At 73.2% G+C, this 21,271-nt stretch carries 19 protein-coding genes and 2 tRNA genes; 4 read left to right on the top strand and 17 right to left on the bottom strand.

Annotated features, from left to right (window positions below; translation table 11 throughout):
• Positions 1-96: 96 nt before the first annotated feature.
• Both ACH4FX_RS09160 and leuS read right to left on the bottom strand, forming a co-directional pair.
• On the bottom strand, positions 97-888 hold the full coding sequence (locus ACH4FX_RS09160) for a hypothetical protein (RefSeq protein WP_398476737.1): 792 nt from the start codon (positions 886-888) through the stop codon (positions 97-99).
• 167 nt (positions 889-1,055) lie between these two features.
• Positions 1,056-3,929 (bottom strand): leucine--tRNA ligase, encoded by a 2,874-nt coding sequence (gene leuS, locus ACH4FX_RS09165; RefSeq protein ID WP_398476739.1) that lies wholly within the window; start codon positions 3,927-3,929, stop codon positions 1,056-1,058.
• 500 nt (positions 3,930-4,429) lie between these two features.
• Between leuS and ACH4FX_RS09170 the strand changes: the two genes are divergently transcribed.
• Positions 4,430-5,359: a hypothetical protein gene (locus tag ACH4FX_RS09170; RefSeq protein ID WP_398476741.1), complete on the top strand. Its 930-nt coding sequence runs from the start codon at positions 4,430-4,432 to the stop codon at positions 5,357-5,359.
• On the top strand, positions 5,356-6,897 hold the full coding sequence (locus ACH4FX_RS09175) for an NADH-ubiquinone oxidoreductase-F iron-sulfur binding region domain-containing protein (protein ID WP_398476743.1): 1,542 nt from the start codon (positions 5,356-5,358) through the stop codon (positions 6,895-6,897). The genes ACH4FX_RS09170 and ACH4FX_RS09175 overlap by 4 nt, the downstream gene beginning before the upstream one ends.
• A 179-nt stretch (positions 6,898-7,076) precedes the next feature.
• Here the strand turns inward: ACH4FX_RS09175 and ACH4FX_RS09180 are convergent.
• Positions 7,077-7,149, bottom strand: a tRNA-Ala gene (locus ACH4FX_RS09180).
• 174 nt (positions 7,150-7,323) lie between these two features.
• Here ACH4FX_RS09180 and ACH4FX_RS09185 point away from each other — a divergent pair.
• Positions 7,324-8,643 (top strand): glycosyltransferase 87 family protein, encoded by a 1,320-nt coding sequence (locus ACH4FX_RS09185; protein ID WP_398476744.1) that lies wholly within the window; start codon positions 7,324-7,326, stop codon positions 8,641-8,643.
• A 91-nt stretch (positions 8,644-8,734) separates the two neighbouring features.
• Here ACH4FX_RS09185 and phsA read toward each other — a convergent pair whose 3' ends face one another.
• The 10 genes from phsA to ACH4FX_RS09235 form a co-directional block, all read right to left on the bottom strand.
• Entirely contained in the window at positions 8,735-10,564 is a 1,830-nt protein-coding gene (phsA, locus tag ACH4FX_RS09190; protein ID WP_398476746.1) for an O-aminophenol oxidase PhsA, read from the bottom strand.
• 278 nt (positions 10,565-10,842) lie between these two features.
• Entirely contained in the window at positions 10,843-11,076 is a 234-nt protein-coding gene (locus ACH4FX_RS09195; protein WP_004571982.1) for a hypothetical protein, read from the bottom strand.
• Positions 11,077-11,079: 3 nt separating this feature from the next.
• On the bottom strand, positions 11,080-11,325 hold the full coding sequence (locus ACH4FX_RS09200) for a hypothetical protein (protein WP_398476748.1): 246 nt from the start codon (positions 11,323-11,325) through the stop codon (positions 11,080-11,082).
• Positions 11,326-11,489: 164 nt separating this feature from the next.
• Positions 11,490-11,562: transfer RNA gene (locus tag ACH4FX_RS09205), tRNA-Ala, on the bottom strand.
• 150 nt (positions 11,563-11,712) lie between these two features.
• Positions 11,713-12,366, bottom strand: coding sequence for a histidine phosphatase family protein (locus ACH4FX_RS09210; protein WP_398477044.1), 654 nt, complete (start codon positions 12,364-12,366; stop codon positions 11,713-11,715).
• A complete protein-coding gene (gene rsfS, locus ACH4FX_RS09215; protein WP_398476750.1) occupies positions 12,363-12,797 on the bottom strand; it encodes a ribosome silencing factor in 435 nt (144 codons plus the stop codon). Before rsfS ends, ACH4FX_RS09210 begins: the two co-directional genes overlap by 4 nt.
• A gap of 167 nt (positions 12,798-12,964) precedes the next feature.
• On the bottom strand, positions 12,965-14,815 hold the full coding sequence (locus ACH4FX_RS09220) for an LCP family protein (RefSeq protein ID WP_398476752.1): 1,851 nt from the start codon (positions 14,813-14,815) through the stop codon (positions 12,965-12,967).
• Positions 14,816-14,875: 60 nt separating this feature from the next.
• Positions 14,876-15,505, bottom strand: coding sequence for a nicotinate-nucleotide adenylyltransferase (nadD, locus tag ACH4FX_RS09225; RefSeq protein WP_398476754.1), 630 nt, complete (start codon positions 15,503-15,505; stop codon positions 14,876-14,878).
• Positions 15,506-15,557: 52 nt separating this feature from the next.
• A complete protein-coding gene (locus ACH4FX_RS09230; protein ID WP_398476756.1) occupies positions 15,558-15,719 on the bottom strand; it encodes a hypothetical protein in 162 nt (53 codons plus the stop codon).
• Positions 15,720-15,908: 189 nt separating this feature from the next.
• Positions 15,909-16,088 (bottom strand): hypothetical protein, encoded by a 180-nt coding sequence (locus tag ACH4FX_RS09235; RefSeq protein ID WP_398476758.1) that lies wholly within the window; start codon positions 16,086-16,088, stop codon positions 15,909-15,911.
• 140 nt (positions 16,089-16,228) lie between these two features.
• Here ACH4FX_RS09235 and ACH4FX_RS09240 point away from each other — a divergent pair, with 140 nt between their 5' ends.
• Positions 16,229-17,329, top strand: a complete 1,101-nt coding sequence (locus tag ACH4FX_RS09240; protein WP_398476760.1) for a M48 family metallopeptidase — start codon at positions 16,229-16,231, stop codon at positions 17,327-17,329.
• On the opposite strand, the gene ACH4FX_RS09245 is transcribed toward ACH4FX_RS09240, so the two are convergent.
• The 4 genes from ACH4FX_RS09245 to ACH4FX_RS09260 all read right to left on the bottom strand — a co-directional run bounded on the left by ACH4FX_RS09245 (position 17,292) and on the right by ACH4FX_RS09260 (position 21,066).
• On the bottom strand, positions 17,292-18,392 hold the full coding sequence (locus ACH4FX_RS09245; protein ID WP_398476762.1) for a hypothetical protein: 1,101 nt from the start codon (positions 18,390-18,392) through the stop codon (positions 17,292-17,294). The two genes, ACH4FX_RS09240 and ACH4FX_RS09245, sit on opposite strands and share 38 nt — an antisense overlap.
• A 128-nt stretch (positions 18,393-18,520) precedes the next feature.
• Positions 18,521-19,147 carry a hypothetical protein gene (locus tag ACH4FX_RS09250; protein WP_398476764.1) on the bottom strand — a complete coding sequence of 209 codons (627 nt, stop codon included), beginning with the start codon at positions 19,145-19,147 and terminating at the stop codon, positions 18,521-18,523.
• 75 nt (positions 19,148-19,222) lie between these two features.
• Complete coding sequence (locus tag ACH4FX_RS09255) at positions 19,223-20,491, bottom strand: glutamate-5-semialdehyde dehydrogenase (protein ID WP_398476766.1); 1,269 nt, start codon at positions 20,489-20,491, stop codon at positions 19,223-19,225.
• Between the two features lie 77 nt (positions 20,492-20,568).
• Entirely contained in the window at positions 20,569-21,066 is a 498-nt protein-coding gene (locus tag ACH4FX_RS09260) for a hypothetical protein (RefSeq protein ID WP_398476768.1), read from the bottom strand.
• Between the last annotated feature and the right edge of the window lie 205 nt (positions 21,067-21,271).

A 21,271-nucleotide genomic window follows, 5' to 3' on the forward strand; every position in this document is an offset into this window, starting at 1 on the left:
GTCTCGGGGCCGCGCCTCACCGACCGCCCCGCCGCACCCTCGACGGCCCCGCCATCGCCCCTCCACCGGCCTCTCCGGCGCAGGGCGCCCCCTGAATCAGGTGGTCCGCTCCTTACGCGGCGCCTTCTGCCACGGGTACGTGGGCTGCGTACGCGGATCACGGGCCGTGAGGGCGGGCGTCTCGTCCTCCGCGGGCTCCCACGACTTCCGACCCGCCGTGCTTCCGGCAGAACCGGCGGACGCGGCCGTACCGGAGGCCGCCGCACCGGACGCCGCCGCACCGGCCCCGCCTGCCGCGGTCCCCGGCGCTTCCCCGGACGCCTGGAGCCGGTCCTCCAGCGGCTCCTTCGCCCAGTGCCGCAGCGCCCCGGCCTCCATGTCGATCTGCTCGCCCAGCGTCGCCAGATCGTCGTCCGCGAACTGCCGGGCGCGGTCCCGGGCCGCCCACCGCAGCGACTCGGCGGAGTGCGTGATGCGCTCCAGCCGCTCCCGCAGCTCCGGCAGGCGGGACGCGACGCTGGCCCGGTCGGGCTCCCGCTCCAGCCGCTTCAGCTCGTCGTCGAGCTCGTGGCCGTGCGCGCTGAGCCGCTCGAAGAGGCCCAGGGCCTCGGACAGCGAGGCGTCCTCCGCTGCGCCGGCGTGCAGCACGTCCTGGGTGGCGCGCATCGACGTGCGCAGCGACAGCCGCAGCTGGGCCAGCTCACCGGCCACGCCGGGCTGGGCGAGCTGACGCGCCCTGAGCGTGGTGTCCTCGACCGTCCGGCGCGCCTGCGCCACGCCACGGTCCACGCCGCGCTTGGCCGCCTTGACGGCCTTGACCGTGACGAAGACACCGGCCGCGACGAACAGCAGGAAGAGGAGCCCGAAGATCGCGGCGACGGCTTCCATGGTTTCTCCTCGTCATGACGACGGCACGGTGGCTCGGGCGCCGGGGTCCCGGCTCTTCCACCGTAAACGCCGCGGGCAGGTCGGGGGTTCCCGTGGAACCCCCAACCTGCCCGTAGTGGTCATCCCTTAGCCCGTCCCCGGAGGGCCCCGGGCCGGGGATCAGCGCCTCACGCCGGAACGATGTTCACCAGCTTCGGCGCCCGCACGATCACCTTGCGGATGCCCGCGCCGCCCAGCGCCGCCACGACCGCCGGGTCCGCCAGCGCCGCCGCCTCCAGGTCCGCGTCCGTGATCGACGGCGAGACCTCCAGGCGCGCCTTGACCTTGCCCTTGACCTGGACGACGCAGGTCACGGTCTCGTCGACCACGTACGCCGGATCGGCGACCGGGAAGTCCTGGTGGACCACCGAGTCGGTGTGGCCCAGCTTGCGCCACAGTTCCTCGGCGATGTGCGGGGCCAGCGGCGCGACCAGCAGCACCAGGCGCTCGGCCACCGAGCGCGCGACCGGGCCGCCCGCCTTCGTCAGGTGGTTGTTCAGCTCCGTCACCTTGGCGATGGCGGTGTTGAAACGCAGGTTGGCCAGGTCCTGGCCGACACCGTCGATCGCCTTGTGCAGCGCGCGCAGCGTGTCCTCGTCCGGCTCGGTGTCGACGACGGTGGCCTCACCGGTCGCCTCGTCCACGACGTTGCGCCACAGGCGCTGCAGCAGGCGGTACTGGCCGACCACGGCGCGGGTGTCCCACGGCCGCGAGACGTCCAGCGGGCCCATCGCCATCTCGTACAGGCGCAGCGTGTCCGCGCCGTACTCCGCGCAGATCTCGTCCGGCGTGACGGCGTTCTTCAGGGACTTGCCCATCTTGCCCAGGACGCGGCTGACCTTCTCGCCCTGGTAGTAGTACCCGCCGTCGCGCTCCTCCACCTCGGCGGCCGGTACGGCGATGCCGCGGCTGTCCCGGTAGACGAACGCCTGGATCATGCCCTGGTTGTACAGCTTGTGGAACGGCTCCGAGGAGGCGATGTGCCCCAGGTCGTGCAGCACCTTGGACCAGAAGCGGGCGTACAGCAGGTGCAGCACGGCGTGCTCCTGGCCACCCACGTACAGGTCGACGCCACCGGTGGGCTGCCCCTCACGGGGGCCCATCCAGTACTGCTCGATCTCCGGGTCGACCAGCGCCGTGTCGTTGCGCGGGTCGGTGTAGCGCATCTCGTACCAGCAGGAACCGGCCCAGTTGGGCATGGTGTTGGTCTCGCGGCGGTACTTCTTCGGGCCGTCGCCCAGGTCCAGCTCCACGTTGACCCAGTCCTCGTTACGGGACAGCGGGGTCTCGGGCTGGGTGTCGGCGTCGTCCGGGTCGAAGGTGCGCGGCGAGTAGTCGTCGACCTCGGGCAGCTCCAGCGGCAGCATCGACTCGGGCAGCGCGTGGGCGACGCCGTCCTCGTCGTAGACGATCGGGAACGGCTCGCCCCAGTAGCGCTGCCGGCTGAACAGCCAGTCGCGCAGCCGGAAGTTGACGGTGCCCTCGCCGATGCCGTTGGCCGCCAGCCACTCGGTGATCCTGACCTTGGCGTCCGGGACGGTCAGGCCGTCCAGCGAGACGTCCGCGCCGGACGAGTTCACGATCTTCGCCTCGTACGAGTCGAAGGCGTCGTCCCAGGCGGCCGGGTCCTGGCCGCGGCCGTCCGACGGCTCCACCACGCAGCGCATCGGCAGCTCGAAGGCGCGTGCGAAGGCGAAGTCCCGGCTGTCGTGCGCCGGGACGGCCATGATCGCGCCGGTGCCGTAGCCCATCAGCACGTAGTCGGCGATGAAGACCGGGATGCGCTCGCCGCTGACCGGGTTGGTCGCGTACGCGCCGGTGAAGACGCCGGTCTTGTCCTTGGCGTCGGCCTGCCGCTCGACGTCCGACTTGGCCGCGGCCTGCTTGCGGTACGCGGCGACCGCCTCGGCCGGGGTGCCGTAGCCGCCGGTCCACACCTCATGGGTGCCCTCGGGCCAGGCGTCCGGGACGATCGAGCGCTCGCCGGAGACCAGCTCGTGCTCGGGCGCCAGCACCATGTAGGTGGCGCCGAACAGGGTGTCCTGGCGGGTGGTGAAGACGGTGACCTTGTCGTCGCCGACGGGGAAGTCCACACGCGCGCCCTCGGACCGGCCGATCCAGTTGCGCTGCTGCAGCTTGATGGCCTCCGGCCAGTCCAGCCCGTCCAGGTCCTCCAACAGGCGGTCCGCGTAGGCGGTGATGCGCATGTTCCACTGGCGCAGCTTGGCCTTGAAGACCGGGAAGTTGCCGCGCTCGGACCGGCCCTCGGCGGTGACCTCCTCGTTGGCCAGCACGGTGCCCAGACCGGGGCACCAGTTGACCGGCGCGTCCGAGGCGTACGCCAGGCGGTACTCGCCCAGCACCTCGGCGCGCTCGGCGGCGCTCAGCGCGCTCCACGGGCGCCCGTCCGGGGTCGCGCGCTCTCCCGCCTCGAACTGCGCCACCAGCTCACCGATGGGGCGCGCCTTCTTGGCGTCGGCGTCGTACCAGGCGTTGAAGATCTGGGTGAAGATCCACTGGGTCCACTTGTAGTAGGCCGGGTCGATCGTCTCGATCGACCGGCGCGGGTCGTGGCCCAGGCCCAGCCGGCGCAGCTGGCGCCGCATGTTGACGATGTTGGCCTCGGTGGAGACCCGCGGGTGCGTGCCGGTCTGCACGGCGTACTGCTCGGCGGGCAGGCCGAAGGCGTCGAAGCCCAGGGTGTGCAGCACGTTGTGGCCGGTCATCCGCAGGTGGCGGGCGTAGACGTCGGTCGCGATGAAGCCCAGCGGGTGGCCCACGTGCAGCCCCGCGCCCGAGGGGTACGGGAACATGTCCATGATGAACTTCTTGGGCTTGGCCACCAGCTCCGGGTCGCCCGCCAGCTCACCCTTGGGGTTCGGGGCCTCGTACGTCCCCTCCGCCTCCCAGAAGTCCTGCCAGCGCGCCTCGATGTCGGCGGCCAGCGCTGCCGTGTAGCGGTGCGGCGCTGCCACCTCGGCAGCCGGAGAAGTCTCGCTCATCGTCCTCAAAGCTCCATCGGTCGTCTCTGCCTGCGGCTACTGCGAAAAAGTGCGAATTTTTGCGGAAACAAAAAGACCCCTCGCACAGGAGGGGACGCCGCGCCGATGCCGACCGGAAGCTCACCGGTCGGTACTGATCAGCGCGGCCCGCTAAGCAGAAGGCGTACGGCACGCATGGCGCCAGGGTACCGCAGGGGGCGCCGGGCCCGCTTGGAGCACCTGGCGGTACGGCCGGGCGGGCAGGGGCCGGGGGGCTCGTGGAGCTTCCGGGGCTCCTGGGATTCGCAGGACTCAGGGAATGCGAGGGCCCCTGGGGCGCAGACGAGCTGGGGAGGGCCGGATCGGTCCCGGCCAGGCAGCCCACCCGGCCAGGCAGGCACAGATCACCCGAAGCGCCCCTCGAACAAACCCGACGACCGACGCTAGCAGCGCACCGTCCCGCATCGCCCCGCTTACCGAAAGTCCGTCTCCCAAGCCCCGTGCCCCCCTACTTTTCCCGCATGCGCCCCCACCGCAAGCGCCGTGCCGCCCGCGGCCCGCGCCTCCCCGGCTTACCCCGCCCCGGCTCGTCCGGGTTCCGTCTCCGTCCGGACGGCGGCCCGCTGTGGCCGCCCTTCGGCCGCCGCCCGGGCCCCCGGGGCGGCCCCGAAGCCGCCGCTCCACCGAGCGCGGCGACGGCCGTCCAGCGGCGCCCTCGCGCGCGCCGCCGCGCACTCGCCGCCGGAGCCGTTGCCGCCCTCGCGCTGCTCCTGCTCTCCGGCACCGACCCCCTGCGCGGCTTCCTCGACTTCACAGGCGGCGTGCTGGCCCTCGTCTCCCTCACGGCCGCCGTCGTCTGGGGGCTGGTCGCCGCGGGCCGCACGGTCCTGCTGCCGCGCAGCCGGCTGATCGCCCAGGGGGTGCACCGGGCCCTCGGCACCGCCGCGCTGGGATTCCTGGTCCTGCACATCGCGGTCAAGATCGCCGAAGGCCACGCCCACGCCCTGAACGCGCTGCTCCCGTTCACCGGGACGCCCGCCCCCGAAGCGGCCACGCTGATCGGCTTCGGCACCGCGGCCGGCTATCTGATGGTGCTGGCCGCCGCGACCGGCGCGCTGCGCAGCGCCTTCGCCGGCCGCGGGCGCGCCTCGGAACGCTGGCGGGCCCTGCACGCCTGCGCGTACCCGGCCTGGTGCCTGGCGCTCGTGCACGGCCTGAAGGCGGGCCGCAGCCCCTCGGGCTGGGTCACCACCGGGTACGCGCTGTGCCTGGTGGCCGTCGCCGCCGCCCTCCTGGCGCGCACCTTCCTCCCCCACGTACTACGGGTCCGCCTGCGCGCCCGTAGTACCGCCGCCCCGCCGGAGCGGACACCCCCGCAGGCCCCGCCCCCGCCCTACGGACGGCATGCCCTCCACCCCGCGCCCGCCTCGCACGGCCGGAGCCGCCCATGAGCGGCCCGCTGCCCGACGTCCCGCCGGTGTTCGCCCTCGGCCCGCCCCGGCTCACCGCGGGCCTCGACCAGGCCGAGCGGCTTGACCGCCGCGCCCACCTGCTCGTCCACGGCTCGCCGCCGTCACTGACCGCGGACCGGCTGGCCGAGCTGGCGGACGCCGTCGCGCTGCGTGGCCGCGGCGGCGCGGGCTTCCCGCTCGTACGGAAACTGACGGCGGTCGCCCACCACGCCCGGCGCTCCGGTGTCCGGCCCGCGGTCGTCGTCAACGGCTGCGAGGGTGAGCCGGCCTGCCGCAAGGACACCGTCCTGCTGTGCCGGGCACCCCACCTGGTCCTGGACGGCGCGCTGCTCGCCGCCGACGCGCTCGGCGCCCGCACACTGGTGGTCGGTGTGACCAAGGGCACGGCCGAGCGGTCGGTACGTGCCGCGCTGGCCGAGCGCGGGCTGCGGGACCGCAGGCGCGGGCGGTCGCTGCGCGCCCGGCTCGTGCGGGCACCGGAACGGCTGGTCTCCGGTGAGGCGTCCGCGCTGATCCGGGCCGCGGAGGGCGGCCCGGCGCTGCCGCCGGGGCGGCGTGTGCGGGCCGCTGAGTCCGGGCTCGGCGGCGTGCCGACCCTCTTCTCCAACGCGGAGACGTTCGCGCAACTCGCCGTCGCGGCCCGGCTGGGCGCACACCGGTACGCCTCGACGGGCGCACCCGCAGAACCCGGCACCCTGCTCCTGACCGTGTCCGGCGCGGTGCCCTCCCCCACCGTCGTCGAGACGCCGAGCGGGGTGCCGCTCTCGTACGTCCTCCAGATGTGCGCCGCCGATCCGGCCCCCGGCGGCGTCCTGGTGGGCGGCTACCACGGCGCCTGGCTGGACGCCGCTACCGCCTACGGAACGGTCGTCACCCGCGAAGCGCTCGCGGCCGGCGGCGGAGCGCTTGGCGCGGGCGCGGTGCTGCCGGTGCCCGCCGACACCTGCCCGCTGGGCGAGACCTTGCACGTAGCGCGCTGGCTGGCGGCCGAGTCGGCGGGCCAGTGCGGGCCCTGCCGACTGGGCCTGCCCGCGCTGGCCGGGGCCCTGGCGAACACGCTGGCAGGTGGCGGCCAGGAGGCACTGGATGCGGTAGGGAACGCCGCGCAGACCGTGCACGGGCGCGGCGCGTGCAAACACCCCGACGGCGCCGCCCGGTTCGTGCTCTCCGCGCTGGCCGCCTTTCCGGAGGATCTCGCCGCGCACGTCCTCGGCGGCGGATGCGGCCGGGAGACCATCGGCGTACTGCCCCTGCCGGCAACGGAACCGGCGGTCGCGGCCGACGGTGTGCGGACCGGAACCGGGGACCCGGCGTCCGCCGCGGGTCGGCTGGCGGTGGACTGGACCCTGTGTGAGGGCCACGGACTGTGCGCGAAGCTGCTGCCCGAAGCCGTACGCCTCGACCCGGACGGCTACCCGCTGATCACGGACACCGCCCTCCCGGCCCGCCTCCACCCGCACGCCCAGCGCGCCGTCCGCCGCTGCCCCGCCCTCGCCCTGCGCCTGGAAAAGACCTGAGCCGACCGGACCGCGCCCAACGCCCGGCTTCCGGACGGCCACTGACCGCCCGGAAGCGGAAGGCCGCGCCGATGCGGACCACCGGGAACGGGCTGCCGCAAACGAAAGATCCCGCCCGGTCGATGCGACCGGGCGGGATCTTCTGGACGCTGTGAGCTGACTCACCAGCCATCCTGCTGTGGAGCTAAGGAGAATTGAACTCCTGACCTCCTGCATGCCATGCAGGCGCTCTACCAACTGAGCTATAGCCCCTTGCCTTGTCCGCTGCGGCTCTCCTTCGGTTTCCTTCCGGCTCCCCGCTGCGGCATCGCCTACATTACACGGCTCTCCCCGCCTTCTGCCAAATCGATTGCGGGCGGCCCCCTGGGAAGGGGGCGATGTACTGTCGGCGAGCCGTGCCCGATTCGTCCTGGGGAGCTGTACGCCGTGTCCGCGCTGGAGCTGGAACAGTCCGCTGCACCGGGCGGTCCCGCCCCGCTGAGGAGCTTCGTCCGCCGCCGCCCGCTGCTGGTGGCGGCCGTGGGCTGCCTGCTCTCCTTCACCGCCTTCTGGATCGTGCAGCGGCTGGCGCACGTGACGATGATCGACCTGATGGTCTACCGCGCCGAGGGCTGGACCGCCCGCAACGGCGAGGACCTCTACGACATGGTCGCGACCTCCGCGAACCTGCCCAACACCTACCCGCCCTTCGCGGCGCTCCTGTTCACGCCGCTGACGCTGGTCGGCGTACCGGAGATGCGCACCCTCGCCACCCTCGGCAACCTCCTGCTGCTGGTCGCGGTCGTGCATCTCGGCCTCCGGCTCGCCGGCCGCCCCAAGCGCGTACCGCCGCTAGCCGCGGCGCTCGCCGTGTCCGCGCTGCTGGTCTGGTGCGAGCCGGTGTGGACGACGCTGCGCTACGGACAGATCAACCTGCTGCTGGCCGTGCTGGTGCTATGGGACCTGACACGCAAGGACGCCAACCGGTGGGCCGGTGTCGGCATCGGACTGGCGGCGGGCATCAAGCTCACCCCGGCCCTGTTCGCCGTCTTCCTCGCGCTGGCCGGGCTGGTACGGGCGGGGCAGCGGCTGCGCGCGGGAGCGGGCCCGCGCGGCGCGTGGAACCCCTGGCTGCGGCAGGCCGTCGTGGCCTGCCTCACCTTCCTGGGCACCGCACTGCTGTCCGCGCTCGTCCTGCCGCACGACTCCCGGCGCTTCTGGACGGAGATCATCTTCGCCGCCGACCGGGTCGGCGAGGTGGAGATCACCGCCAACCAGTCACTGCGCGGCGCGCTGGCCCGGCTGCTGCACACCCACGACCCGGGCCTGTGGTGGCCGGCGGCCGCGGCCGCCGTCGCCGTTCTCGGGCTGGCCGTCGCGGTCGTGGCGCTGCTGCACGGCCGCCGGGCCTGGGCGGCCGTCGCCTGCGCGGTGACCGCCCTGCTGGTCAGCCCGGTCTCCTGGTCGCACCACTGGGTGTGGGGCGTGCCGATGCTGATCCTGCTCGGCTCGGAGGCCATCGGCCGCGGCGGCTTCGGCAGCCGCAGCGGGAAGCGGTGGTGGGCGGGGACGCTCGCGATGGGCCTCCTCTTCTGTTCGTACGCGCTCTGGTTCGTGCCGCACCGCTACCACCACCATGAGGAACTCCACCAGAACGGCGGCCAGATGCTGCTGTCCGGGATCTACCCGATCGCCGGGCTGCTCTTCCTGGCCCTGACCGCCGTACTGCTGCGGCGGGACCACGCGGAAAGGGACGCGGTCCGGTAGGACGCCGGGGACACGTCGCGGACCGGTAGAGCTCCGGACACCGCCGCTCGGGGCGGCTCGGCGCCCGAACCGCCGCACCGGCCCGCGCGCCTCAGTGGTCGCCGTGGTCGTGCCCGCCCGGCGGGTGGTGGTGGAACTTCAGCACCTCGCGCGGCATGACGACGAACGGGCGCATCATCCCCATGTCCTCGTGCTCCAGGATGTGGCAGTGGTACATGAACCGGCCCGTGGCGCCCTGGAAGCGGCCGACCACGTCCACCAGCTCGCCCGGCGCGACCTGTATGACGTCCTTCCACCCCTGCTCGCCGGGCGGTATCGGCTCCGGGCCGCCGTATTCGAGCGGGGCGCGGGTGCCGCCCACATCGCGGTCGTACGGGGTGTCCGGGTCGGCCGGGTAGCGATGGCGGCCCAGCACCTGGAAGTCGACGAGGTGGAGGTGCATCGGGTGGGCGATGCCGCCCAGGTTCAAAAAGCTCCACTGCTCCCAGTCACCGTGCCGGACCAGGTGGCCGAGCGCGTCGTCGAACATCCGGGCCGCACGGCGGTAGGTGCGGACCTCGCCGTCCGCGCCGCGGAGCTGGACGACGCCCTCGGTGGGGAACCGGCCGCCCGGATCGGGGATCTGCCGCATCTCCCACATCTCCGGGTGGTAATTGCCGACCGCGCCGGGCGGGGTGAGGACGATCAGACGGTGCCGGCTGACGGGTGCCGTGGCGTGGGTGAGCCGTTCGAAGGACGGGGAGATCACCTGCGGCAGCACGAACGGGTCACGCACCTGCGCCGTGCCCACCCGGAACTGCAGCACGTCCGGATACGCCACCTCGGGCGCCGCGCTGACCAGCCGGAGCGTACGGCCGCGCAGCCGGCCGAAGTCGACGAGCAGGTCCAGCCGCTCGGCGGGCGCGGCGGACAGCCCTTCGTCCGCCGGGACCGGGCGCGGCAGCAGCCCGCCGTCCGAGCCGATCTGCCACATCGCGCCCGTCACCGGCATCCCGGTCGCGTCGTCGACCAGCCGGAGCCGGAAGGTGCGGCTGTTCGCCGCGTTCAGCACCCGGAAGCGGTACCAGCAGGCCGCGACGTCGGCGTACGGCCAGATCACCCCGTTGACGAGGGTGTACGGTCCGATGAAGGGCTGGGTGACGTTCCTGCCCTCCCTGTCCTGGCGCCCGATCAGCGTCTTGTGGAGCAGACGGCCCGTCAGGCGGCCGTCGGCGTCCGTGTCGAGGTTGCGGTCCTGGATGACGAGCGGTATCTCCCGCTTGCCGGAGGGCAGGTGGAGCATGTCCTCCTCGTCGTCCCGGACCAGGTACATCCCCGTCAGGCCCGCGAAGACGTTCCACCGCGTGATGTCCATGGCGTGGTCGTGGTACCACCAGGCGGTCGCGCGGTGGTCGTTGGGATACTCCGCGAGCTGGGTGTCGCCGGGCGGGACGGCGTTCTCCGACCAGCCGTCGTTGCCGCCGCCGGTCACCGCGCCGTGCAGATGCGTGACCGTCCATGGCGGGAGGCCGGCGACACCGGTCAGGAGGGTGCCTTCCCCACGGCCCGGCTCATTGGTCGGCGGCGGCGCACCGGCGATCTGCTTCGCCTCGAAGGCCGTCACCGGATACGGGCCGGTGAGGCGGTTGTTCCAGTGGACGCGCAGCCGCCGGCCGCGGCGCACCTCGATCGTCGGGCCCGGATAGTGGCCCGCGTACGCCCACACCTTGGTCGGCGGCAGTTCGGAGTGCAGCCGCACCCAGGTGGCGGTCAGGTCGATGTCGATGCCGCGCAGCGCCTCCTTGCGGCCCGGCCGCAGGACGGGCGGGACGCGCAGCGCGTCGACGAAGGGTGTCAGCCCGGCCATGGCCGACCGCTTCCGCGCGGCCCGGGGCGGTTGCCCCGGCCGTTCCTGGACAGGATGGATCGTCATGTCGCTCATGACACGACCCCCGTAACGCTTCCCCCGTGCCGCCGGCCGTCTCCGGCGGCAGCTTCGCACCGCACAACGAACCGGTGTTCGCGCGGAGTTCCGCCTTCAGCGGGGAAATTCGCACGCTTGCCGCACCAAGGGTTCATCCAGCAGGTACGGCGACATCCACGGCCAAAGCTGGGGAGCCGTCAGGAACCGTGCGGAGCGGGGGACCTGGCAGCCCGGCGGCCCCGGGCCACCAAGGGTCGCCGGGCCTCCTCAAGCCGTCGCGAGCCCCCGGAGCCGTCCTAGGCCGTCGCGAACGAGTAGAAACGCTTCAGCGTGCAGTGCTCGTCCAGCAGCCGCCCGTAGATCGGCTCCCCGTCCAGCTCGCGGTACGTCTCGATGGGGTCGCCTTTTATGACCAGGGCCCGCGCGCACTCCTCGCACCAGTACTGGTAGTCGGCGTTGACCGGCTCCATGTCCCGGACGATCGGCGTGCCGCTGCCGCACCAGTCGCATTTCCTGCTGTGAGCGCCCATCCGTCAGCTCCAGCTGTGGCCGCAGGCCGTACACACGAACGAGATGCCGCCGTTGTCCCCGAGCACCTGGGCCACGTGGGGCGAGCCGCAGGAGGGGCACTGGAGCACGGCGCCGGCCGTGCCGTGCGGGCCGTCGACGGGGCGGGTGAGGCGGCTGGGGCGGGGCGCGGTCTCCGGCAGCGGGCCGGGACCCTGCGCCGTGGCCGCGGCGTGCGGGTCTTCGACCTCCTCCATGATGCTCGTGGGCATCGTGTTCTCTCCTCCCCTGCCGGCGCCGTCCGAATTCTGCCACGGACCGCCGACCGGGTCAGTCCCGCCGCCGCCCCGGCTTCCTGCGGCACACCGCCGTGACCGGGCGCCCGGGTACGCAATGATCCCGCCTCCCAGAGCGGGAGACGGGATCATCCGAGGTGTGGAGCTAAGGAGAATTGAACTCCTGACCTCCTGCATGCCATGCAGGCGCTCTACCAACTGAGCTATAGCCCCGGGTCTTGTTCCGCTCCTCCGGGGTTTTTCCCCGGCGGCGCCGCGAACAAGAAGAACTTTAGCCTGCGACCTGCCCAGATGTGAAATCCGGGTCCTCCGGGCCACCGGCGGAGCGGTCCGCGGGGCCGCGCGGCGGCCCGCCGGACCCGCTCAGGCGTCGTCGCCGAGCACCGGCTCCGGCAGCGTGCCGGCGTTGTGCTCCAGCAGACGCCAGCCGCGGGCGCCCTCCCCGAGCACGGACCAGCAGCAGTTCGACAGGCCGCCCAGCCCCTCCCAGTGGTGGGACTCCAGGCCCAGCAGCCGCCCGATCGTCGTGCGGATCGTGCCGCCGTGGCTGACCACGACCAGGGTGCCGTCGTCCGGCAGCTTGTCCGCGTTGCGCTCCACGACGGGGGCCGCGCGGTCGGCCACCTCGGTCTCCAGTTCGCCGCCGCCGCGCCGTACGGGCTCGCCGCGCTTCCACGCCGCGTACTGCTCGCCGTACCGCGCCACGATCTCCTCGTGGGTCAACCCCTGCCAGGAGCCCGCGTACGTCTCGCGCAGCGCTTCGTCGTACGCCACCTCCAGGCCGGTGACGGCCGCCAGCTCACCCGCCGTGGCGGCGGCCCGGCGCAGGTCGGAGGCGATGATCGCGTCCGGCTTGAGGGCGGCGAGCAGCCGGGCGGCGCGGCGCGCCTGCGCCAGGCCCTCCTCGGTCAGCTCGATGTCGGTGGTGCCCTGGAAGCGGCGCTCCAGGTTCCACGCCGTCTGGCCGTGGCGCCACAGGACTATGCGGCGGCCCCGGCCGCCCTTGGTGCCGTTCAGCTCAGCTCTCCGTCCTGCTCGGCCGCCGTGGCCTCGGCGTGCGCCGCGGCCTTGCCGCGGGTGGCCTTGGCCTCCTCGGGGAGGTCCAGCTCGGGGCAGTCCTTCCAGAGGCGCTCAAGGGCGTAGAAGACGCGCTCTTCGCTGTGCTGGACGTGGACGACGATGTCCACGTAGTCGAGCAGCACCCAGCGGGCCTCGCGGTCGCCCTCGCGGCGCACCGGCTTGGCGCCCAGGTCCTTGTTCAGCCGCTCCTCGATCTCGTCGACGATCGACTTGACCTGACGGTCGTTGGGGGCCGAGGCCAGCAGGAAGGCGTCGGTGATCGAGAGCACGTCGCTGACGTCGTACGCGATGATGTCGTGCGCGAGCTTGTCGGCGGCCGCCTGCGCGGCGGCCTGGATGAGCTCGATGGAGCGGTCGGTGGCGGTCACAATCCAGCTTTCGGGATCGGTGGTCAGGTACCCACCAAGGGTCTCACGGACCGCCGACACTCCCGGCGGACCGCACGGGCGGGGCGCCGTGGGGCCGCCCGGCCACGCGGGACGGCCGGGCGGCCGGGGAGCGGCCGGGACCGGCCCGTACCGCCCCCTCCGGCCCCTCAGCCCTTGTAGTCCTGCCCCAGGACCACCGTCACGTCCGCGTTCGAGGCGGCCTTGCCCTGCTTGACCGCGCCGGCCGGCAGGCCGAGCGTCTTGGCGGCCTCCTCGGCCTTCGCCTTCTGGGCGGCGTCCCCGTACGTCACCTCGGAGGCGGGCCGGGCCGCGCCGGCGGTGCCGCCGTCGACGAACGAGTAGCCGCCGTTGACCAGGGCGATCCGCGCCTTGTCGGTCGCCTCCTTCTTGCCGGTGGCGTTCTGGACGCTGATCCGCGCGGTGGCGCCGGGGTCGGTCTTCTTGACCGTGCCGCCGAGCACCTCCTTGACCACGCTGTCGGCCGCCTGCGGGCTGAGCGTGCCGTCCGGCTGCACCGGCAGCAGAGCGGTCCCGTAGGCGCCGCTCTTGGCCAGCTCGGCGCGCTGGGCGAGCGAGCTGCCGAGCTGCGCCTCGGTGAGCGGCGGGTCCAGGACCTGGAGGAGCGACTTCACGGTGGCGGTGGCGCCGTCGGCGTCGCTGGAGACCTTCTTCAGGGTGGCCTGCATCACCTGCCCGAAGCGCTCCAGCTGCTTGGTCTGCGGCTCTCCGGGCGCCTGGTAGGTGGCGTACGCGACGGCCGCCTGGCCGTTCAGCTCCTGCCCCTTGCCCTGCTTGACCAGGGGGCTGTCGCCCTTCTTGGCGCCGGGGACGGTGGCGTCGGCGTCCAGCGTGATGCCTCCGGTCGTCTCGACCAGGTTCTCCAGGTACGGGGTGTCCAGCCGCCAGCTGGCCTTGATGTCGGCGCCGAAGAGGGTGTTCAGCGCCTCCCGGGTGGGGTCGATGCCCTCGTCCTTGACGGACTTGGCCAGGGTCGTGGACCCGCCGTCGTCGGTGGTGACCGCGAGGTTGTTGGGCAGCAGGACGGTGGTGCCCTTGTGGGTGCTCTCGTTGTCCACCAGGAGCGCGGTGGTGCTGTTGCCCTTGGGGTCCTTCAGGTGCACGACGAGCACGTCGCGTTTCTGCCCGGCGGCCCCGCCCTCCTTGCCCGCCGCGGCGCCCGAGAGGCCGGGCAGCTTGCCCGCCCACCACAGGTAGCCGACGCCGCCGAGCAGCAGCAGGACCAGCAGCACGATCAGCATGACCTTGCGGCTGCGGCCGCGCCGCTTGGCCTCCTCGCGCCGCTCGGTACGGCTCTCGGTGAACTTGAGCCAGTCGATGACGTCTTCCGACTCCTCGGCCGGCTCCTCGATGAACGAGAACTGCTCGGTGCGGTAGTCCGGGCCGGGGGCGTCTCCGGAGTCCGGGGACGCCGTCCGGTCCGTGGTGCCCCCCGTCCGGCCGTGCGACGGCTCGGCGCCGGTCTCCTGGACGGGCTGTCCGTACGGCTGGTGCTCCGGCTCCTGGTAGGAGACCTGCTCGTACGAGGGCTGCGCCGACTGCTGCGGGATCCACCCCTGCTGCTGTTGCTGCTGGTGCGGCATCTGCTGCTGGGGCTGAGGGGGCTGCTGGTGGCCGTACGGGTCGTACTGCCGGCCGTACTGCTCCTGCTGGGGCGCCTGGGGTGCCTGCGGGTGGCCGTACGGGTCATAGCCGTAGCCCTGGTGCCCGGCGTCGGGCCCGCCCGCCTCCTGCCGGCCCGGGATCTGCGCCCCGGCGGCGTCCGGCTGACCGCCGTGCTGGGCCCCGTACGGGTCGTAGGGGGCCTGGCCCGCGTACGGGTCGTAGGCCACCGGCTGCCCGTACTGGTCGTACGTGACCTGCTGCGGCGCCTCCTGGTAGACCGGCCGCCCGTAGGCGTCGTAGGCGTACCCCTGCTGCCCCTGCGGCTCCTGGGCATACGGGTCGTGCGGCACGTACGGGTCCTGTCGGTCGTTCACCGGTGCCCCTTTCCGTGAGCCCCGTCGGCGGTCGTCGTGGGCGGCCGTCGTCAGCGGATGTCAGCGGCCGACGTGGCCGGCCGGGTCCTCGCGGTACAGCTCGCGCTTGTCGATGTAGCGCACGACGCCGTCCGGCACCAGGTACCACACCGGCTCCCCCTGGGCGACGCGCGCCCGGCAGTCGGTCGAGGAGATGGCCAGGGCCGGTACCTCGACCAGGGACACCGCTCCTTCCGGGAGCCCGGGGTCGGCGAGTATGTGCCCGGGCCTGGTCACCCCGATGAAGTGGGCGAGCGAGAACAGCTCCGGCGCGTCGTGCCAGGTCAGGATCTGGCCGAGCGCGTCGGCGCCGGTGATGAAGAAGAGGTCCGCGTCACGGTGCAGGTCGTGCAGCTCCCGCAGCGTGTCGATGGTGTACGTCTTGCCGCCGCGGTCGATGTCGATACGGCTCACGGAGAACTGCGGGTTGGACGCGGTCGCGATGACCGTCATCAGATACCGGTCCTCGGCCGGGGAGACCGTCTTGTGGCTCTTCTGCCACGGCTGCCCGGTCGGCACGAAGATGACCTCGTCGAGGTGGAACTGGCTGGCCACCTCGCTGGCGGCGACCAGGTGTCCGTGATGGATCGGGTCGAAGGTTCCGCCCATCACTCCGAGCCGCCGCTTCACGGGCCCTGTCTGCTCTTCCATGCGTGCAGACCCTACTGGGCGCTGCGCGGTGCCGGGGTCCGGGTGCCCGCCCTCAGCGGTCCCGGTTGAAGCGGGTGGTGATCCACAGCAGGAGAAGCAGGACAATCAGGGCGCCGCCGCCCGTGACGAAGGGGCTCAGGCTCTCGTGGTTGCCGCCCTCGTGACCGCCTTCGGCGAGGGTGACCAGGTGCTGTGCGGTGGTGTGCAGGCTCATCGTCGGCTAGGCCAATCCGGGATGGGTTCGGACAGAGACTTCCGCCACATCGTATGCGCGGGCCCGTCCGCGTCTCACGCCGACTCCGCCGGGAGGGCGCTCGCACGCCCGTGCGCGGGGGTGTGCGCCGGGTCCGGCACGGGCCGGTACCGGGCCGGCGAACGGGTGGCCGGGCGGAACGGCGCGGGATCAGCGGCGCTCGTCGTCGCTGCCGCCGCTGCCGTCCTTGCCGTAGTTGCGCAGCAGGACCCAGGCGAGGAAGACCGCGCCGAGCACGCCGACGATCAGGACGGTGCGCAGGACCCAGCCCGGTCCGTCGTTCTTCGAGGTCTCCGCCGCGGCGGCGAGCAGCACGCTCGTGTTCGGCATGACTGAAGCGCTCCCTTTGTACGGGCATATGGGCATCCGCGCGCCCTGGTGCGCTCGCCAGCGTACGCCTGGGCATCCAAATGGCTGTCAGCGGCGTCCTCTAGTCTGAATCACACGCAGTCGAACAGGGGGAGGCCCCAATGACGGAGAGCCCAGGCGGCAGCGAGCGCGTACCGGGCCGGGACCGCAGGCGGTTCCCGGGGATCTCGTCCCGCGCCTACGAGCACCCGGCGGACCGCTCCGCGCTCGTGGCGCTGCGCAAGCTGAGCGGGTTCGACACCGTCTTCAAGACGCTCAGCGGCCTGTTGCCGGAGCGCAGCCTGCGGCTGCTGTTCCTGTCGGACTCGGTGCGGGTGGGCGACCAGCAGTTCGCCCACCTCAACGACATGCTGCGGGACGCCTGTTACATCCTGGACCTGGAGAAGGTCCCGCCGATGTACGTGAACCAGGACCCCCAGCCGAACGCGATGTGCATCGGCCTGGACGAGCCCATCATCGTCCTGACCACCGGCCTGGTCGAGCTGCTCGACGAGGAGGAGATGCGCGCGGTCATCGGCCACGAGGTCGGCCACGCGCTGTCCGGTCACGCGGTGTACCGCACCATCCTGCTGTTCCTGACCAACCTCGCCCTCAAGATCGCCTGGATTCCGCTGGGCAATGTCGCGGTGATGGCGATCGTGACGGCGCTGCGCGAGTGGTTCCGCAAGTCGGAGCTGTCGGCGGACCGCGCCGGGCTGCTGGTCGGGCAGGACCTGCAGGCGTCCATGCGCGGCCTGATGAAGCTGGCCGGCGGCAACCACCTCCACGAGATGAACGTGGACGCCTTCCTCAAGCAGGCCGAGGAGTACGAGGCCGGCGGCGACCTGCGCGACTCCGTCCTGAAGGTGCTGAACATGCTGCCCCGCAGCCACCCCTTCACCACCGTGCGCGCGGCCGAGCTGAAGAAGTGGTCGGCCAGCCGGGACTACCAGCGCATCATGGACGGCCACTACCCGCGCAAGGACGAGGACAAGGACACCTCGGTCTCCGACTCCTTCCGGGAGTCCGCCGCGCACTACGCGGAGTCGGTGCGCACGAGCAAGGACCCGCTGATGGGCCTGGTCCGCGACATAGCCGGCGGCGCCGGCGACCTGGGCGGCAAGCTGCGGGACACGGTCTTCCGCGGCGGCTCCCGTCCCGGCGGTGCGAACGGTCCGGACGACGCTAACGGGCCGCAGGGGTCCGGCTCGTCCGGGGCGTAGCCGCCAGCTTCCCGCACAGCCCCGTGTTCGGCCGGCCGCGGGCGTACGGGTCGGTGCCCTCCGGCCCGGTGTCCGCGGCGCGCTGCCCCGCGAGCAGCGGGTGCAGTGCGCCCGCCGCGTCGGCGGAGCAGGACATCGGCCCCGCCTGGAGGTTGCTCTCCAGCACCTCCAGGCGGTGGTCGCCCAGATCGTCGCGTCCGACGCGGAAGCGCAGTTCGCGGCGGACGGTGAACAGCGAGGCGGCGGCGGCCCGTTGCTCCGCGGTGCCCTTGGCGTCGGCCGGGCGCAGCGCGTAGGCGAAGGTGAAGTCGGCGCTGATCTCCAGTGCGTCGGCGCCGACCTCGGTGGCCGAAAGGGTGCCGCTGACGCGGACGTTCGGATCGGCCAGTTCGACCTGCGCCGGGTCGAAGCGCAGCAGCCAGCCGGTGGCCGCGTGCCGTCCGTCGTCGGCCGGATGCGCCAGGCTCCGGTCGAACTGGTCGAGTTGGCCGGGTTCGAGCAGCAGCCCCACCGGCCGTACGGACCCGCCCGTCAAGGTGGCCGGGTCGATCGAGGAGCGCACGAGATAGTCCTTGACGATGGACAGGGCGGAGACGACCTGGCCCTCGGAGAAGTGCTCGGTGCGGCCGACGGCGGGCAGGTTGATCCCCGCCGCGCCGATCCGGAACTGCGCCGCCGGGCTGGCGGCGAAGAGGTCCGCCGGTTTCCCGCCCGGGACGGCACCGGTCGGCGCCAGCGGCACGACCGTGGACCGCAGCGGCTCCGCCGCCATCGGCTCGGGGGGCCGGTACGGATGCCGGATGCCCATGTAGATCGCGGTGCTGAAGGCGATGACGATCAGCAGGGCGAGGAGCACGGCCTGCCGGGCGCCGCCGAGCCGGGCCCAGGCGTGCCGGGTGCGGACGGCCCGTGCGTGCTCCCCCATGCGCTCCTGTGCCGAGTACTCCTGAAGGCGTGCAGCCCGTACAAACGATTCGTCGAAGACGACGGATCGGTATTCGTCCTCTCCGCCTCCCGCGGCGCCCTCGGGGGTCCCTTCGGGAGGGTCACCAGCACCGGCCATACAACAAGAGTAGGTCCGGGGAGCCGTCGGTAAACGCGCTGGTACGGGACAAGTTCGGCGGGCGGTGTCGGAGCAGCGCCCCCCGGTTGCGGCGTGCCGGAGGAGCTGCCCCGGGGCACCGGGTGCCCTCAGTGTGCACGCGGCGTGGCCGGCGCGGGCGGCGGCTCCGACGCGGCCGAGGCGGACGCCGAGGGCGGGACGCCGGACCGGGCGGGCGGCGCGCCGTCCACACCGCTGGTCGCGGGCGGAGGCGCCGGATTCTGGGTGCGCCCCCCGGAGGCGCCGCGGAAGACCGCGGAGAAGGCCAGCGCGACCAGCCCGATGCCCATGATCAAGGCGAGTACCCAGGCCACCGGCCGGTGCCAGCGGACGCTGGAGCGGTACGGGCGCAGCGCCCCGCCGTAAGGTCCGTACGGGCCATACGGGCCGTACGCATCCGGGTCCGCGTCGGCGGAGCCGCGCCAGTGCCGGCGGCCCGGGGAGCGGGGCCGGCCGTCCGGTGCGTCCGGGTCGTCGGCGTCCGGGTCGGCGCCGTACCCCGGGCCGCCGCGGGCCGCGTCGGCCTCGGCGCGCGCCCGGGCGGCGGCCAGCATCCGCTCCACCGCGGTGGGTTCGTGGAAGCGCGCGGACCGCACGAAGTCCTCGTCGAGGACCACGGAGGCGAAGTCCTCGTCCGCTGCCCCGTGGCTCGGGTGACTGTGCTCGTCGGGCTCCTCGCCGTCCGGGAACGGCTTGCCCCCCACGTCGTCCGGCACCCGTCCAGACTAGCCCCGGCCGGCCGGTTGTGGGCAGGGAGGACGGGAATTGGGCCGCGCTCCCCGCCCGGGCCGTCAGCGGGTGTGGCCGTCCCCCGTGACGATGTACTTCGTCGAGGTCAGCTCCGGCAGCCCCATCGGCCCGCGGGCGTGCAGCTTCTGCGTCGAGATGCCGATCTCGGCGCCGAACCCGAACTGGCTGCCGTCCGTGAAGCGGGTGGACGCGTTGACCGCGACCGTCGTCGAGTCCACGAGCTGCGTGAAGCGGCGGGCCGCCGCCTGCGAGGTGGTGACGATCGCCTCGGTGTGCCCGGAGGACCAGCGCCGGATGTGCGCCACCGCCGCGTCCAGGTCCTGCACGACGGCCGCGGCGATGTCGTACGAGAGGTACTCGGCCGCCCAGTCCTCGTCCGTGGCGGGCGCGACCAGCCCCGGACCGGCCTGCTGCCAGGCCGTGTCGCCGTGCACGACCACCCCGGCCTGGGTCAGCGCCTCCAGCGCCCGGGGCAGGAACGCCTCGGCGATCCCGGCGTGCACCAGGACTGTCTCGGCGGCGTTGCACACGCTCGGCCGCTGCGCCTTGGCGTTGATCAGGATGTCCAGCGCCATGTCGAGGTCGGCGTGCTCGTCGACGTAGACGTGGCAGTTGCCGGTGCCGGTCTCGATCACCGGGACCGTGGACTCCTCCACGACCGTACGGATCAGCGAGGCGCCGCCGCGCGGGATCAGCACGTCGACCAGCCCGCGGGCCCGCATCAGCTCGCGCACCGAGTCCCGGCTCTCCCCCGGCACCAGCTGCACCACGTCGGCGGGCAGCCCGACGCTCGCCACCGCGTCCCGCAGCACCTCGACGAGCGCGGTGTTCGAGGCGTAGGCGGAGGACGAGCCGCGCAGCAGCACCGCGTTGCCCGCCTTCAGGCACAGCGCGGCGGCGTCCACGGTCACGTTCGGCCGGGCCTCGTAGATGATCCCGACGACCCCCAGCGGGACCCGCACCTGCCGCAGGTCCAGGCCGTTGGGCAGCGTGGAGCCGCGCACCACCTCGCCCACCGGGTCGGGCAGCGCCACCACGTCGCGGACGTCGGCGGCCATCGCGGTGACCCGCTCCGGGGTCAGGGTGAGCCGGTCCACCAGGGACTCGCCGGTGCCCGCGGCCCGGGCCTTGGCGACGTCCCCGGCGTTGGCGGCGACGATCTCCTCCGTACGGGCCACCAGCGCGTCGGCGATGGCGAGCAGCGCGCCGTCGCGCGCGGTGCGCGGCTGCGGCGCCAGGACGGCCGCCGCTTCCTTGGCGCGCCGGGCGGTCTCAATGACGGGTGAGGAGTGCGCTGATTCGCTGGTCATGCCGGAAAGCCTAGCCCGGCGGCGGACCACCGCCCCGCCGTGTTCCACTGGGCAAGACGCCGCGGTCCGCCGGGCCGTCAGTACGGATGGACCCCCATGCGGGCCGCGGGCGGCGGCCCGTACCCCTCGGCGACCCGCTGGTGGTAGGTCTCCCGGTCGATGACCTCCAGACCGACGATCTCCCACGGCGGCAGCCCGGCCGAGGAGCGGTGCTCGCCCCACAGCCGCAGGGCGACCGCAGCCGCGTCGTGCAGGTCGCGGGCCTCTTCCCAGTAGCGGATCTCCGCATGGTCGCTCGCGTAGCGGCTGGTCAGCAGGAAGGGGTGGTCGTGCGCGAGCTGTTCGAGCGCCCGCCGGACCTCCTGTACGGGGGCCTCGGCCCCCGAGACGCTGAGGGTGACATGCCACAGCCGGGACACCTCGCGCCGCTCGGCCGCCGGCCGCTCGGGTGCCGCCGGGCCCGGTCCGGCACCGTCGCCGTCCGCCGTCCCGCCGGCCGGCCCGGCGGTCCCCACGCTGGTCAGTGTGCGTTCCGCCGTCCCTCGGGGCAGCGCCCCTGGGCGCCCTCGTCTCACCGGCGGCCTCCTGTTGTGCGTATCGCTCCGCTCGTCCGTGGCGGAGCCGATCGATGCGGTCTTCTTCGCCGGTGCCGGGCCGCCGCGGGACGCCGCCACGTCCGGACCGCCCGGGTCACCGCGGGTCGCGCTGCTCCGGGCCCCGGTCGCGGGCGGTTCCTCGGCAGTGGTCCGGCACTGCTGTGACGTAGCGCGCGCTCGCGCG

The sequence above is a fragment of the Streptomyces sp. NPDC018019 genome (genome assembly GCF_044327805.1).
Lineage (GTDB): Bacteria > Actinomycetota > Actinomycetes > Streptomycetales > Streptomycetaceae > Streptomyces.